This window comes from Pseudomonadota bacterium, assembly GCA_041395565.1.
Taxonomy (GTDB): Bacteria; Pseudomonadota; Gammaproteobacteria; order UBA9214; family UBA9214; genus UBA9214.
The window spans coordinates 96681-111000 of sequence record JAWLAI010000004.1; the positions used below are offsets into that span (position 1 = coordinate 96681).

At 67.2% G+C, this 14320-nt stretch carries 17 protein-coding genes; 7 read left to right on the plus strand and 10 right to left on the minus strand.

Annotated elements, in window-relative coordinates; genetic code table 11:
* Positions 1-21: 21 nt before the first annotated feature.
* On the plus strand, positions 22-687 hold the full coding sequence (locus tag R3F42_06315; protein MEZ5541640.1) for a hypothetical protein: 666 nt from the start codon (positions 22-24) through the stop codon (positions 685-687).
* 145 nt (positions 688-832) lie between these two features.
* Entirely contained in the window at positions 833-1729 is an 897-nt protein-coding gene (locus R3F42_06320) for an alpha/beta hydrolase (protein ID MEZ5541641.1), read from the plus strand.
* A 255-nt stretch (positions 1730-1984) separates the two neighbouring features.
* On the opposite strand, the gene R3F42_06325 is transcribed toward R3F42_06320, so the two are convergent.
* The 5 genes from R3F42_06325 to purM all read right to left on the minus strand — a co-directional run bounded on the left by R3F42_06325 (position 1985) and on the right by purM (position 6308).
* Positions 1985-2446, minus strand: a complete 462-nt coding sequence (locus R3F42_06325) for an RT0821/Lpp0805 family surface protein (GenBank protein ID MEZ5541642.1) — start codon at positions 2444-2446, stop codon at positions 1985-1987.
* 171 nt (positions 2447-2617) lie between these two features.
* On the minus strand, positions 2618-3715 hold the full coding sequence (locus R3F42_06330) for an alpha/beta fold hydrolase (protein ID MEZ5541643.1): 1098 nt from the start codon (positions 3713-3715) through the stop codon (positions 2618-2620).
* Between the two features lie 73 nt (positions 3716-3788).
* A complete protein-coding gene (locus R3F42_06335) occupies positions 3789-4526 on the minus strand; it encodes a DUF3108 domain-containing protein (GenBank protein MEZ5541644.1) in 738 nt (245 codons plus the stop codon).
* Positions 4520-5200: a phosphoribosylglycinamide formyltransferase gene (gene purN / locus R3F42_06340; GenBank protein ID MEZ5541645.1), complete on the minus strand. Its 681-nt coding sequence runs from the start codon at positions 5198-5200 to the stop codon at positions 4520-4522. Before purN ends, R3F42_06335 begins: the two co-directional genes overlap by 7 nt.
* Positions 5201-5234: 34 nt before the next feature.
* Positions 5235-6308 (minus strand): phosphoribosylformylglycinamidine cyclo-ligase, encoded by a 1074-nt coding sequence (gene purM / locus R3F42_06345; GenBank protein MEZ5541646.1) that lies wholly within the window; start codon positions 6306-6308, stop codon positions 5235-5237.
* Between the two features lie 154 nt (positions 6309-6462).
* Here purM and R3F42_06350 point away from each other — a divergent pair, with 154 nt between their 5' ends.
* From R3F42_06350 to hda, 3 genes are read left to right on the plus strand one after another with little or no spacing between them, the layout of a single operon-like run.
* Positions 6463-7497 carry a DUF2066 domain-containing protein gene (locus tag R3F42_06350; GenBank protein ID MEZ5541647.1) on the plus strand — a complete coding sequence of 345 codons (1035 nt, stop codon included), beginning with the start codon at positions 6463-6465 and terminating at the stop codon, positions 7495-7497.
* Positions 7494-8048 (plus strand): CDP-alcohol phosphatidyltransferase family protein, encoded by a 555-nt coding sequence (locus R3F42_06355; protein MEZ5541648.1) that lies wholly within the window; start codon positions 7494-7496, stop codon positions 8046-8048. Before R3F42_06350 ends, R3F42_06355 begins: the two co-directional genes overlap by 4 nt.
* Positions 8049-8077: 29 nt before the next feature.
* Positions 8078-8776: a DnaA regulatory inactivator Hda gene (gene hda / locus R3F42_06360; GenBank protein ID MEZ5541649.1), complete on the plus strand. Its 699-nt coding sequence runs from the start codon at positions 8078-8080 to the stop codon at positions 8774-8776.
* 31 nt (positions 8777-8807) lie between these two features.
* Here hda and R3F42_06365 read toward each other — a convergent pair whose 3' ends face one another.
* Genes R3F42_06365 through R3F42_06380 form a run of 4 tightly spaced genes read right to left on the minus strand, consistent with a single transcriptional unit; the run spans position 8808 to position 11720 of the window.
* Positions 8808-9158 (minus strand): DUF2069 domain-containing protein, encoded by a 351-nt coding sequence (locus R3F42_06365; protein MEZ5541650.1) that lies wholly within the window; start codon positions 9156-9158, stop codon positions 8808-8810.
* Entirely contained in the window at positions 9158-9754 is a 597-nt protein-coding gene (wrbA, locus tag R3F42_06370) for an NAD(P)H:quinone oxidoreductase (protein MEZ5541651.1), read from the minus strand. The genes R3F42_06365 and wrbA overlap by 1 nt, the downstream gene beginning before the upstream one ends.
* A gap of 45 nt (positions 9755-9799) precedes the next feature.
* Positions 9800-10153: an arsenate reductase (glutaredoxin) gene (arsC, locus tag R3F42_06375; protein ID MEZ5541652.1), complete on the minus strand. Its 354-nt coding sequence runs from the start codon at positions 10151-10153 to the stop codon at positions 9800-9802.
* A gap of 43 nt (positions 10154-10196) precedes the next feature.
* On the minus strand, positions 10197-11720 hold the full coding sequence (locus R3F42_06380) for a fumarate hydratase (protein MEZ5541653.1): 1524 nt from the start codon (positions 11718-11720) through the stop codon (positions 10197-10199).
* Positions 11721-11849: 129 nt separating this feature from the next.
* Between R3F42_06380 and R3F42_06385 the strand changes: the two genes are divergently transcribed.
* Both R3F42_06385 and R3F42_06390 read left to right on the plus strand, forming a co-directional pair.
* Positions 11850-12374, plus strand: a complete 525-nt coding sequence (locus R3F42_06385) for a TlpA disulfide reductase family protein (protein ID MEZ5541654.1) — start codon at positions 11850-11852, stop codon at positions 12372-12374.
* A complete protein-coding gene (locus tag R3F42_06390) occupies positions 12371-12643 on the plus strand; it encodes an acylphosphatase (GenBank protein ID MEZ5541655.1) in 273 nt (90 codons plus the stop codon). The genes R3F42_06385 and R3F42_06390 overlap by 4 nt, the downstream gene beginning before the upstream one ends.
* On the opposite strand, the gene nadB is transcribed toward R3F42_06390, so the two are convergent.
* Positions 12640-14265 carry an L-aspartate oxidase gene (gene nadB / locus R3F42_06395; protein MEZ5541656.1) on the minus strand — a complete coding sequence of 542 codons (1626 nt, stop codon included), beginning with the start codon at positions 14263-14265 and terminating at the stop codon, positions 12640-12642. The genes R3F42_06390 and nadB overlap by 4 nt on opposite strands.
* Positions 14266-14320 lie beyond the last annotated feature (55 nt).

The following is a 14320-nucleotide window of genomic DNA, read 5'->3' on the forward strand; positions in this document are numbered from 1 at the left end:
CGGAAAGCGGTGGATGCCCCGATGAAATACGTAGTGACCCTGTGCGTCTTGCTGGCACTCACCGCCGGTTTGCTGTTCGTCGAGCGCACGGGACAGCACAGTGATGCGCCGATCACCGGGCTGCCCTGGCAGATCGAAAGGCTGGCTGACGGCAGCACCCGGGTCTTCGGCATTACGCCCGGGACGACCTCGCTGGGCGAGGCTGCCCGCCGGTTGGGCGATGACATGGAACTGGCCATCATCGCGGCGCCGGGCGAGCGCGGTTCACTCGAGGCATTCTACCGTTATTACACGGTCGGTCCGATCACCGGCAGCCTGATCCTGGTGCTGGATGTCGACGCTGCCGTGCTCGCCGGGCTGCGCGGCCGGGCACAGCAGGATGCGGGCACGCGCCGTTATCTGCTGCACCCGGACGATCTGCCTGTTGCTCGCGCCGCTCCGGTCCGGGTCATCACCTTCATGCCCAGCCTGGATCTCGATGCGGATATCGCCCGCGCGCGGTTCGGCGAACCGGCCGAGGTCGTCATGCTCGACGAGCAACAGCACTGGTTGTATCCGGACATCGGGCTGGACCTGCTGCTCAGCGCGCGCGGCCGGGATCTGCTGCAGTATCTGTCACCGCGGGCGTTTGACGCGCACCGGGAGCGGGTGCGACAGTCCGCGACGGCCGCTGCGGGCGGCGGCTGAGCGCGCAGCGGCGGTGCCAGCGTCCCGCTGCGAACCGCATGGCGCCGGTCGCTGCATTGATCTCCCGTGCCCGAGGTTCTAACCTGTAACGCTGTACAAGGCCCGTCCGGGCCACTGATAACAAACCGCCGGCAAGGAGCACGTCATGCGCAACCTGATCATTACCCTGATATTAAGCCTCGGGCTGCTCGGCAGCGCGGCAGCCGAGGTGGTAACCCTCCCGTACCAGGGGTTGACGCTGAACGCCAACCTGGAAAAGGCCGGGGCAAGCTGGCCGGCGGGGCCGGTGGTATTGCTGACGCATGGTACGCTCGCGCATCGCGGTATGGAAATCATGGCGACCCTGCAGGGTCTGCTCGCGGAGCGTGGCATCAGCTCGCTGGCGATCAACCTCAGTCTCGGCCTGGATAATCGCGCGGCGGCGATGTACGACTGTGCCGTACCGCACACGCACAAGCACACCGATGCGGTGGGCGAGATCGGGGCGTGGCTGGCTTGGCTGAAAGGGCAGGGCGCGCAGCAGGTCGCGCTGCTGGGACATTCACGCGGTGGCAACCAGACCGCGCGCTACGCCGCGGCCACCGAGGATCCGGCTGTCACGGCGGTGTTCCTCCTCGCACCGCAGACCTGGGATGCGGACTCGGACGCACAGGGTTACAAGAAAAAATATCATGCCGACCTGTTTCCACTACTGGCCCGGGCCGAGCGGCTGGTGGCGGCGGGCAAAGGGCAGGAACTCATGGACGGCATCGATTTTCTCTACTGCGAAAAGACCCGTGCCAGCGCCGAGTCGTTCCTGTCCTATCATGCGCCGGACCAGAACATGGATACCCCGCAGCTGATACCGCAGATCCGGGTGCCGGTCACGGTATTCGCCGGCAGCGAGGATACGGTGGTGACCGGTCTGGCCGACAAGGTGCGGCCGCTGGTCGGTGACGGGCGGGTGACGCTGGTGGAGATCGACGGTGCGGATCACTTCTTCCGCGATCTGTATGCCGAGGATGTCGCCGATACCATCGCAGCGAGTCTGGGCGTCGAGTAGGCGCCGTGGCAAACCGCGGCAATGGTTCGCGTCCACGCAGGACGCGCCGGCGGTGTTCACGCGCGACTTACAGGGATGTACGAGTGCCGCGAGCGGGCTTGGCGGCCCGCAGCGGCCATGCGCTGCACTGTTACCGGCAGTGCGCCCCCGCGCGGGTGCGGGCCGCGTGTGCGCAGCGGTCGGGTCGCGTCGCAGTCACCACGGCGGGGTGAGCGCTACCCACCCCGCCAGCATCACGGCGCATGCGTGTGGTGCTCAGTTCTGTACCTTCCAGCTGCCGTCCGGCTGGCGGCAGGCGGTGCCGTAGACCTTCTCCTTGCGGCCGCCGATCACGGCATCGATGGTGTACTCCCGGCAGGGGCCGGACGAACTTTCGTAGGTACTCGTGGGCACCACGGTGTAGTCGCTGCCCGTGTCCGGGTTATGCCAGCGCGAGGGTACGCCGGTACGTACGGTTTCCAGCGTCTGGCTGACACGCATGCGGTCGTTGGCGTCCATATTCTGGCCGATGGCACCGCCGATGGCCGCGCCCGCCAGCGTACCGGCGATGATCGCTACCGTGCGGCCGTGACCGCCGCCGACCTGGTTGCCGAGCACACCGCCGAGTATGCCGCCGATGACCATGCCGGTCTGCTCCTGTGGCCCCTGGTAGGTGGCGCAGCCGGTGATGGCCAGGGTGGTGGCCAGTGCGATTGAACCCAGAAGTTTGCCTTTCATGACAGATTCCTCTCGTGACTGTTGTATGCAACTGCAGGCATGAAAATTATACTGCCTGCCGCTCCTGCCGGCCGGTGATCCAGGTCACCCAAGCCTGCAAAAAACTGCTGCCGCGCCGGTTCCTGCGCCGTGCGCGGCACGCCGGGCCGACTGACCGCGCCGGCACGCGCGTTACTTGCGCAGTGTCCAGTAGCGGCCGGCCGGGGCGTCCACGGCCTGCAGCCCGAAGCGCTGGTCGGCGCGCTGACCGGTCTGCAGCAGCGCGAAGATGTCCTCCATGATGCGGCGGTCCTCGGCGAAGTAGGAGTGGCCGAGGATGCCGCCGGCGACCTCGCTGGCATCGATGGTTTCGACCCCGTCCACCACGATCAGGCCGCTGCCCGATTCGCCGGCACGGGCATAGCCGTGGAAGGCCTTGGAGGCGAGCAGGGCGCGGTCGTTGGACGAGGCGTACAGGGTGACATGGATGCCGGTACGGGCGAGCCGCGGGGCCATGTCGATCCGGAACACCTCGGCATCGATGTCCGGGGCGATCATGATGATCTCGCGGAACAGCAGCATGTCACTTTCCAGCCGGTCGCTGGCGAGCGAGGCCATGGCGCGGCCGATGATACGGTTGCCCATGCTGTGCCCGACCAGGTAGATGTTCTTCACCGGGATATAGTCGAGCAGTTCGCCCATCAGCCGGACGAAATCCGCCTGGGCCCACTCGGCATTGGTCTCGTCCACGGTGTAGCCGGTCAGGCTGCCCTGCGAAGGCCAGCTGAACAGCACGATCGGGCCAGAGAATTTCAGGTCGTTCGCGAACTGGGCCACGCGCTTGCTGACGGCCGGGAATTCCTCGTTGTAGCCGTGGACGAAGATCATCAGCTTGCTGTCCGGGCTGGCCGCCAGCGCCTGCTTCAGCCGCTCGGCGAACTCGTCGCGCGTCAGTGTCAGCACGTGCTGCAGACTGATGTGCTTGTGCGCATCGGGCGCTGTCTCCAGCTTCAGCAGCGAAGGCTCCTCGTGACGTCCCATGACGTGACCGGGCGGTATGCCGACGCTGGCGATACCGTAGCTCAGGTCGCCGCGTTCACTGCTGAAGAACAGGCCGCTTTCACCGGCAGGGGCACGGTTGGTCACGAAGTAGAGTTCGACCTCGCGCGGCTGCGTGTCGGCCGCTGACGCGAACGGACGGATGGCGCCGGGCAGGCTGCAGCCGCCCAGCCAGGGCAGCGCGAGTACGGCGAGCAGGAGCGGGATCAGGATCTGTCTGGATGTGTTCATCGTCTTCGGTCAGTGCGTTGAGGAAGTGGTCGCAGCAGTGGCAGGGGCCGCTTTCGGGCCGCCGCCTGCGGCGCTAGCGGGTGCCGCCTGCTGTTTTCAGCGCGGCGCTGAAGCTTTCCAGGTCACTCTGGTACTCGGCGTCGTCCTTGTCGCGCTGCCAGATTCGTACCGGTAGGTAATGCAGTTCGGGCGCGCACCAGACAAAGGTCTCGCGCTTGTTGTCGTCGCGCAACCGGGCGACCTTCACCGTGTCGAAGGTGCCTGCCGGCGTTTCCACGGTTTCCTCGCCCACCACCTTGAACCGGTAGTCCTTGAGTTTGCCGCCGTCGGCGATGTTGAAGGTGACGTCGGTCCGTCCGTCGGCGAGCGCGTACATCATGCCGAGCTGCGCCACGAGCTTGTCGAGTGTACCCGCGGGGATGTCCATTTCCCACTTGCTGTCCTCGACGTCGTTGTGCACGCGCATGGTCCGCCAGTCGAAGGTGAGTTCGGCCTCGCGCTCGCTGCTGCCGCCGGTGCGCTGGTAGCGGTATTTGTCCGGACGGATACCACTGGCGGTGAGTTTGCCGCGGCTGGTCTCGTAGCGCTTGTCCTTGAGGAACCAGGCAACCCAGCGTACCGGCCAGCTGCGCGACTTGTAGGTGTAGCTGCCGTTGGCGCCGGTGGAGAACTCGATGGTGGCATTGCCGATCTTCATCGAACCGCGCGAGAGTTCGTAACTCGCCTTGAATGCGGGCAACGCCTGACCGGCCTGTACCGCGCCGGCCGCGAGCGCGAGCAGCAGGGCGGGCATGCGGCGGCGGGTCAGCATGGCAACGGGTTCTCCCTGGCGAGTTGTCTCGGCTCTGTCAAATGTTTGCCGTCGAAGACAATATGACCATCCTCGGCCAGAAAAATTCGGCCTGCGGCAAACCACTGCAGCGCCAGCGGATACAAGCGGTGCTCCTGCGCCAGGACGCGGGCGGCGAGTGAAGCGGGGGTGTCGTGCGTCGCCACCGGCACCCGTGCCTGCAGGATGACCGGGCCGCCGTCCATCTCAGCTGTGACGAAATGCACGCTGGCACCGTGTTCGGTCAGACCGGATGCGAGCGCGCGCCGGTGGGTGTCCAGGCCGGGCAGCGCCGGCAGCAGCGAGGGATGGATATTCAGCATGCGTCCCCGATAATGCGTCACGAATCCGGCGCTCAGCAGGCGCATGAAACCGGCCAGTACCACGAGGTCCGGCTGGTAGACATCGATGCGGGCCTGCAGCGCCTGTTCGAACGTGGCGCGGTCGGGATAGGCCGCGTGATCGACAACCTCGGCCGGGATCCCGGCCAGGCGGGCGAGCTGCAGCCCGGCAGCCGCCGGGCGGTTGCTGATCACGGCGCGGATATCGACCCCCAGCACACCGCTGGCGGCGCAGTCGATGATGGCCTGCAGATTGCTGCCGCGTCCGGAAATGAGGATGACGATCGGCAGGCGTTCGGTTAACGGGGCTGTCATGCGGAGGCGGGCAGGAGGCAAGCCGGCACGGGCATCAGCGGGTCAGGCGCACCTCGGGTGCGTCGTCATCCCCCGCCTCGACGTGACCGATGCGCCGGGCGGATTCACCCGCGGCGTTGAGATGTTCGATCACCGCATCGCAGTCGCTGTCGGCGACGCACACCACCATGCCGATACCGCAATTGAAGGTGCGGTACATCTCGTGCGGTTCGACGTTGCCGTGGCGCTGCAGCCAGTCGAAGATCTCGGGCGGCTGCCAGGCACCGGTGCTGATGACGGCACGTGTGCGTGCCGGCAGCACGCGCGGCACGTTTTCGATCAGGCCGCCGCCGGTGATATGCGCCAGCGCGTGCACCTCGAAGTGACTGCACAGCGACAGCAGCGGCTTGACGTAGATCCGGGTCGGGGCCAGCAGCCACTCGGCCAGGCTGCGTCCGGCCAGGCGGTCGGAGAGTCGGCTGCCGCTGATCTCCAGGATCTTGCGAATCAGTGAATAGCCGTTGGAATGCGGACCCGATGAGGCGATCCCGACCAGGGCGTCGCCCACGTGCACGCGGCTGCCGTCGATGATGGCGGACTTTTCCACGATCCCGACGCTGAAGCCCGCCAGATCGTAGTCGCCGCTGCCGTACATGCCGGGCATCTCCGCGGTCTCGCCCCCGACCAGTGCCGCGCCAGCCTGTTCACAGCCACGGGCGATGCCGTTGATCACGCTGGTGGCGACCTCGAGATCGAGCTTGCCGGTGGCGTAATAGTCGAGGAAGAACAGGGGTTCGGCACCGGTTACCACGATGTCGTTGACGCACATGGCCACCAGGTCGATGCCGATGCTGTCGTGGATGCCGGCCTCGATCGCGAGTTTGAGCTTGGTGCCGACACCGTCGGTCCCGGACACCAGCACCGGTTCCCGGTAACGTTCCAGCGGGAGTTCGAACAGTGCGCCGAATCCGCCCAGGCCGGCCAGCACCCCGGGACGCCGGGTTTTCGCCACGGCTGGCTTGATGCGCTCGACGAGCGCCTCGCCGGCATCGATATCGACCCCGGCATCTCGGTAGCTCAGCGGATGGGCAGGGCTGGCGGAGGTGCCGGGTTTGTCCTGGGCGGTCACGCGCGGGCTCCCGTGGCGGGCAGAAAAGAGGGCGCTATGTTAGCGGTCGGCTATTGCCGCTGTAAACCCGCCGCCCACCGACGATATGGCCAAACCCCGCGGATACCCGTATGCTTTGCAGCCAGTCGCGAAACATCACTGGTAACGTATGGATATGTCAGGACAAAGGACGCTGCTGCTGATTGTGTTGCTATGCCTGCCCTGGGGGCTCGCGCGGGCCGCAACGGACCTGTTCGAGTCCGAAATGGTGGTCAGCGACCAGTCAGCGGGTGTGCGCAACAGCGCGTTGCAGGCCGCCCTGCGCGAGGTGGTGGTGCGGGTGAGCGGGCAGCGGGGGGTGCTGGATACCGAACCCGTGCAGGAACTGCTCAAACATCCCGAACAGCTCGTCCAGCAATACCGCTATTTCACCGAGGCACAGCAGACTCCGCCGGTGTTGAAGCTGTGGGTGCGATTCGACGGGGATGCCATTCGCGAGGCCGTCCAGCAGCAGGGACTGGCCTACTGGGGCGGCGAGCGACCGGATACGCTGATCTGGCTGGCGGTCGAGGACCGTGGTCGCCGCTACGTGGTCTCGGCTGACGACGACAGCGACGTGCACCGCGCGCTGGCGGCGGCTGCACGGGCGCGGGGTATCCCGGTGGTGTTTCCGCTGATGGACCTGGAAGACCAGGCCGCGGTGCATTTCTCGGTGATCTGGGGCGGTTACTTCGACAAGGTGGTCACGGCATCCGCGCGTTACCGGCCACAGTCCGTGCTGATCGGGCGACTCAACCGCAGCCCGTCGGGTGGCTGGGCCGCGCGCTGGGAGCTGAATGTGGGCGGACGTTCCGGCAGCTGGACCGACAGCAACCAGCAGCTCGACGCGCTGGCGCGCCAGGGCATCGCCGACGTGGCCGACCGGCAGGCCGAACAGTTGGCGGTGGCCACGGCCACCTCAGTGGCTGGCGGTGTCGCCATCCAGGTGGAGGGCATCGAGACGCTCGCGGCCTATGCGCGCATCAACAACTACCTCACCACCCTGACCTCGGTACGCAAGGTGGAGGTCAGCGAGGTGACCCCCACCGTGGTCCGCTATTCCCTGCAGCTCGGCGGCAGCCAGGACAGCCTGATGCGCACCATCGCCATCGGGACGGTGCTGGAACCGGCGCCCGATGGTATTCCGGGGAACTACCGGCTGCGGCAATGAACCCGCGCGATATACCGAATCTCATCACGCTGTTCCGCTTCCTTCTGGTGCCGCCGGTGGTCTGGCTGATGCTCGAGGACCGTTTTCTGCTGGCGCTGCTGGTATTCGGCGTGGCGGGATTTTCCGATGCGCTGGATGGCTACCTGGCCAAGCACTATCACTGGACCAGCCGCATCGGCTCGCTGCTGGACCCGCTCGCGGACAAGCTGCTGTTGCTGACCGCATTCGTCACCCTGGGCTGGCTGCACCAGATACCCGCATGGCTGGTCGTGCTGGTCTGCCTGCGCGACCTGGTGATCGTCGCCGGTGCGATCAGCTATCACCTGCTGATTGCGCCGCTGGTCGCCGCGCCCAGCATGATCAGCAAGCTGAATACCCTGGCGCAGATCCTGCTGGTGCTGGCCGTAATGATCAACCATGCCCTCTACCCGTTGCCACCGCTGTGGCTGGACGTCTTGCTCTACAGCGTGCTGGCGTCCACGCTCTGGAGCGGCGTCGATTACGTCTGGACCTGGAGTCGCAAGGCCCTGCAGGCGCGCGACGGCGACTGACGGGCCTGCCGGGGCGCCTGCCTGCCGTCATGAACCACCCCCAGTTGCCGCTCGGTCTCGCGCTGCGTGCGAGCGCGCGCTTCGCGGATTTCCATGCCGGCCGCAACGGCGAGCTGGTCACCACGCTGCAGCAGGCCGTGGCCGGCAGCGGGGAGCGCTACGTCTACCTCAGCGGTGCCGCGGGCCTGGGCAAGACCCACCTGTTGCAGGCCGCCTGTCGCCAGGCCGCGGAGGCCGGACGCAGCGCCGCCTACCTGCCGCTCGGCGACCGCTCAGGTCTGGCACCGGCCGTCCTGGGGGGGCTGGAGCAACTCATGCTGGTCTGCCTTGACGACGTCGATGCGCTGGCCGGCGATGCGGACTGGGAACGCGGCGTGTTCGACCTGTTCAACCGCGTGCGCGCGGCGGGCACGACCCTGCTGGCGGCAGGGCGCGCGCGGCCCGACACGGCCGGGTTCACGCTGCCCGATCTGGCCTCGCGCCTGGCCTGGGGCGCGGCCTACGTGCTCAAACCGCTGACCGAGGCGGAGGTGCTCGCCGCGCTGGTGCAACGCGCCCGCGCCCGCGGCCTGGAGCTGCCGGCGGGGACGGCGCGCTTCCTGATCACGCGCCTGCCGCGCGACCTGGCTACAGCCTTCGACCTGCTCGACCGCCTCGACGAGGCTTCCATGATCGAGCAGCGCCGGCTCACGGTGCCGTTCGTGAAATCGGTTTTAGGACTGGATTGACGCTGCGCGAGCAAGGTGACGCGGCGCGCCCCTACGCTTTTGACTTTCCCGCCTTGACATAGCCGATGGCGCCGACGAACCACGCGCTGGTCAGCGCGATCTCGAGCAGCCCCAGCGTGCGCGTCGCCGGCGCGTGCCAGGCCTCGATGACGCCGTGGGTGAAATAGAGCAGGGCGAGGAAGCCGCTCCAGGCGATGGTGTAGCGGCGGCCGTGCAGCAGGCCGCGCAAAGGAAACAGCAACGGCGAGACCAGCGCCAGCAGCACCAGGGCGCGCGGGAAGTGCGGGGAAGGGGCCAGCCAGGCGTACCACGCCAGCAGCAATGCCAAGGTCCCGAAATAGCCGGTCAGTACGAGCGCATACAGCAGCTGGCCGGTGCGCATCAAGCTGCCTGCAGCGCCCGCGCCGCCCGCGCCAGGCGCCGGCCGAGGGCCACGCACAGGGTCTTTTCCTCCCCGCTCAGCGGACGCTTGCTGTCGGTCCCGGCCAGATGGCTCGGGCCGTACGGCGTGCCGCCGCTGGTCGTGGTCAGCAGCTCGGTTTCGGCGTAGGGCAGGCCCAGGATCAGCATGCCGTGATGCAGCAGTGGCAGCATCATCGCCAGCAGCGTGGTTTCCTGGCCGCCGTGCAGGCTGGAGGTCGAGGTGAAGACGGCGGCGGGTTTGCCGGACAGGGTGCCCGCCAGCCACAGACTGCTGGTGGAATCGATGAAGTACTTGAGCGGTGCGGCCATGTTGCCGAAGCGGGTCGGGCTGCCCAGGGCGAGTCCCGCGCATTCCCGCAGGTCGTCGAGTGTGGCGTAGGGCGGACCCTCCGCCGGTATGTCGTCCGCCGTGGCTGCGCACACCGCGGATACCGGCGGCACGGTACGGATGCGTGCCGCGCAGTCGTCGACCGCATCGATGCCGCGCGCGATCTGTTGTGCCATTGCCGCGGTGGCGCCGTAGCGGCTGTAGTAGAGGACGAGTATCTCGTGCATGGAGGAATCGCTCCGGTGTCCTGGATCGGAAGCTTGCGCTGCCGGCTAGAGCAGCTCCAGTACCCGCTCGGGCGGGCGTCCGAGCACTGCCTTGCCGTGACGGATCACGATGGGACGCTCGATCAGTTGCGGGTGCCGTACCATCGCGTCGATCAGCTGCGCGCGCGTGAGCGCCGGGTCATCCAGGCCGGCAGCCCGGTATTCCGGTTCCTTCCGGCGCATCAGTTCGCGCGGTTCCACGCCCAGCAGGTTAAGCAGCTCGCCCAGGGCCTGCCGCGACGGCGGCGTCTTCAGGTATTCGACGATCGCCGGTTGCACGCCGTGCTGCTGCAGCAGTTCCAGGGTGGCGCGTGACTTGCTGCAACGCGGGTTGTGATAGATCGTGACGGTCTCGCTCATGGGATCAGCTTCCTGTATTTGCCGCGTTGCGATGCGGTGACGGTCAGCCCCTGACCACGGGAATGTCGGCAATGCGCATGCGCCATTCGCGCGGTCCGGTTTCGTGCACCGAGTTGCCGCGGGCATCGACGGCCACGGTGACCGGCATGTCCTCCACCTCGAATTCGTATACCGCCTCCATGCCCAGTTCCGGGAAGGCGACGACCCGCGCCGCGCGGATGGCCTTCGACACCAGATAGGCGGCCCCACCGGTAGCGATCAGGTAGACCGCGCCATGGCGTGCGATCGAGGCGATGGCCTGGGGACCGCGCTCCGCCTTGCCGATCATGCCCAGCAGACCGGTCTGTTCCAGCATTGCATCGGTGAACTTGTCCATGCGCGTGGCGGTGGTCGGTCCGGCCGGGCCGACCACCTCGTCGCGCACCGGGTCGACCGGGCCGACGTAGTAGATGAAGCGGCCGTTGAAGTCGAGCCCCGCGGGCAGCGGTTCGCCGCGCGCGAGCAGGTCGACGATGCGCTTGTGGGCGGCGTCGCGTCCGGTCAGGAATGTTCCGCTCAGCAGCAGTGTCTCGCCCGGCCGCCAGTCCGCCAGGTCCGCGCGCGTCAGTCCCTCGAGCCGCACGCGCCGGCTGCCGGCGGCCGGATCCTGCGCGATCCGGGGCCAGTCTTCCAGCCGTGGTGGTAGCAGCCGTGCCGGGCCGCTGCCATCGAGGGTGAAATGCAGGTGACGGGTGGCCGCGCAGTTAGGTATCAGGGCGACCGGCTTGGAGGCGGCGTGCGTTGGATAGTCCTTCAGCTTGACGTCCAGGACAGTGGTGAGTCCGCCGAGTCCCTGTGCGCCGATGCCGAGCGCGTTGACCTTTTCGTACAGCTCCAGGCGCAGTTCCTCGAGCCGGGTACGCGCGCCGCGCGCCTGCAGTTCGTGGATGGTGATCGGTTCGAGGATCGCCTCCTTGGCCAGCAGCATGGCCTTTTCGGCGGTACCGCCGATGCCGATGCCGAGGATGCCCGGCGGACACCAGCCGGCGCCCATGGTCGGCACCTGTGCCAGCACCCACTCGACGATATCGTCGCTCGGGTTGAGAACGGCGAAGCGCGACTTGTTCTCCGAGCCGCCGCCCTTGGCGGCGACGGTAATCTCCACGGTGGCGCCGGGCACGACGTCCTTGTGGATGACGGCCGGCGTATTGTCGCCGGTATTGCGACGTGCGCCTGCCGGGTCGGCGACGATGGAGCCGCGCAGCGGATTGGCGGGATCCAGATAGGCCGCCCTGACCGCGGCATTGACCATGTCATCGATGCCGGTGTCGGTCTCCCAGCGCACGTCCATGCCGATCTTCAGGAACACGTTGACGATGCCGGTGTCCTGACAGATCGGGCGGCGACCTTCGGCGCACAGGCGCGAATTGATCAGTATCTGGGCCATGGCGTCGCGCGCGGCCGGGGCCTGTTCGTGCTGCCAGGCCGCGTGCATGGCACGGATGAAATCCGGTGGATGATAGTAGGATATGTACTGCAGCGCGTCCCGGATGCTGTCGGTAAAGTCCTGTTTGGTGATGGTATTCACGAGCCTGCGGCGGGAACCCTGAAATGTCCGAGGGGTCCCAATTGTAGCCTGTCGGACCGGGACGTGCGAATAATCCGCGGCCGCGTGGCGCGGGTTATAATTGCCACCAGAGGATCTCAGGAGTCGAGTATGCGTCTGTTGCTACTGATTGCCACGCTGTTCACCGCGACGGTGCAGGCCGCCGAGGCGGTCGATTTCACCCTGCCCGGTCTGGACGGCAAGCCGGTCTCATTGTCGGATTACCGCGGCAAGTGGGTGATCGTGAACTACTGGGCCACCTGGTGCCCGCCCTGCCTGGAAGAGATTCCCGACCTGGTCGACCTGTACGAGCAGAACAGCGAGCGGCTGGTCGTGCTGGGCGTGAACTACGAAGAGGTGAATGAGGACTATCTGCGCCAGTTCGTCGAGAGCCACATGGTGTCCTACCCGGTCATGCGCATGGATCCGCTGCCGGTCACCCCGCTCGGACCGGTGACGGGATTGCCGACCACCTACATCATTTCTCCCGAAGGCGTGCGCACGGCGCGCCAGGAAGGCCCGGTGACCCGCGACGCCATCGAGCAGTACATTGCGCGCAAGGAGGCCGAGCGTGCGCAGCAGGCCGCGCTCGCGCTGCCGGCCGCTGTGCCGTCCGGCACCCGGCAGGCGCCGTGATCTGCCGGCGCTGCCTCGTCTCGGGGCGGGTGCAGGGCGTGTTCTTTCGTGCCAGTACCCGGTCCGAGGCGCTGGCCCGCGGTATCCACGGCCATGCCCGCAATCTCCCCGACGGGCGCGTCGAGGTGCTGGCCTGCGGCAACGCGGCTGCCGTCGAGGGCCTGTGCGCCTGGCTCTGGAACGGTCCGGCGCAGGCGCAGGTCAGCGCGGTGGAATGCGAGCCGGTCGCGGCCGATACGGACATCCCCGCGGGGTTTGCCACCGGTTAGGCGGTCGATTGCTGGTCGAAGCTGCGCGGATCGAGCACGGTATCCTGCGGCGGCCGCACGTGATCGGTTTCCGGGTAGTCGAGCGTGTAATGCAGGCCGCGGCTTTCCCGGCGCAGCTGGGCCGAGCGGATGATCAGGATGGCGACCTGAGCCAGGTTGCGCAGCTCGATGAGGTCACTGGAGACAGTGAAGTTGCTGTAGTACTCGTGGATCTCGTGTTGCAGCATGTCCGCCCGGCGCCAGGCGCGTTCCAGCCGCTTGTTGGTTCGCACGATGCCCACGTAGTTCCACATGCAGCGGCGCAGCTCCTCCCAGTTGTGGGTGACCACGACTTCCTCGTCGGAATCGCGCACACGCGACTCGTCCCAGGCCGGGAGCGGTGGCGGTGGCGGGACGTCCCCCAGGGTTGCGCTGATGTCGGCCGCGGCCGCGGCGGCGAAGACCAGGCATTCCAGCAGCGAGTTGCTGGCCATGCGATTGGCGCCGTGCAGCCCGGTGCAGGCCACCTCGCCGACCGCATACAGGCCGGGCAGGTCGGTGCGGCCGTGCAGGTCGGTGATCACGCCGCCGCAGGTGTAATGGGCCGCCGGTACCACCGGGATGGGTTCGAGCGTCATATCGTAGCCGAGCTCGCGGCAGCGGGCGTACACGGTGGGGAAGTGCTCCCGGATAAAGGGTGCCGGCTTGTGGCTGATGTCCAGCAGCACGTATTCGATACCCAGGCGCTTCATCTCATGGTCGATGGCGCGTGCCACGATGTCGCGGGGGGCCAGGTTGCCGCGCGCGTCAAAGCGTTCCATGAAGGGTGTCCGGTCTGGCAGCAGCAGCACGCCGCCTTCGCCGCGCACGGCCTCGGTGACCAGGAACGACTTGGCCTGCGGATGGTAGAGACAGGTTGGATGAAACTGGTTGAACTCCATGTTGGCGACCCGGCAACCGGCGCGCCAGGCCATGGCGATGCCGTCGCCGCTGGAGGTGTCCGGGTTGCTGGTGTAGAGGTAGACCTTGCTGGCCCCGCCGGTAGCAAGCACCACGTGACGTGTGGCAAACGCCTCGACGCGGTGGGCGCGGATGTCCAGCACGTAGGCGCCGAGGCAGCGGTTTCCGGCATGCCCGAGCTTGGCCGCCGTGATCAGGTCGATGGCGATGTGGTGCTCGAACAGGGCGATGTTGCCGCGTTTGCGGACCTCGTCGACCAGGGTGGTTTCCATGGCCCGCCCGGTGGCGTCCGCCGCATGCAGCACCCGGCGGGTCGAATGACCGCCCTCGCGGGTCAGATGGAAGGTGGTGGGCTCGCCCTGCGCGCCGTGCCGGGTGAACGGGACGCCGAGTTCGACCAGCCAGCTGATTACCGCCGGTGCCTGTTCGATGGTGTAGCGCACCACCTCCGGCTTGTTCAGACCGGCGCCGGCGTCCAGGGTATCCGCGATGTGCGACTCGAAGGTGTCGGAGGGGTCGGTGACGGCCGAGATCCCCCCTTGGGCGTAGAGCGTGCAGCCCTCGTCGATGCGGCTCTTGGCCAGCACCGCCACCCGCACGGTCTCCGGCAGGCGCAGCGCCAGGCTCAGACCTGCCGCGCCACTGCCTATGATCAGGACATCATAATGTGGGTGTTCGGGCATGCGGATTCGGTCCTGAGGGTCTACGGCCAATCATCGTTACCCGGGCAGGCCAGCG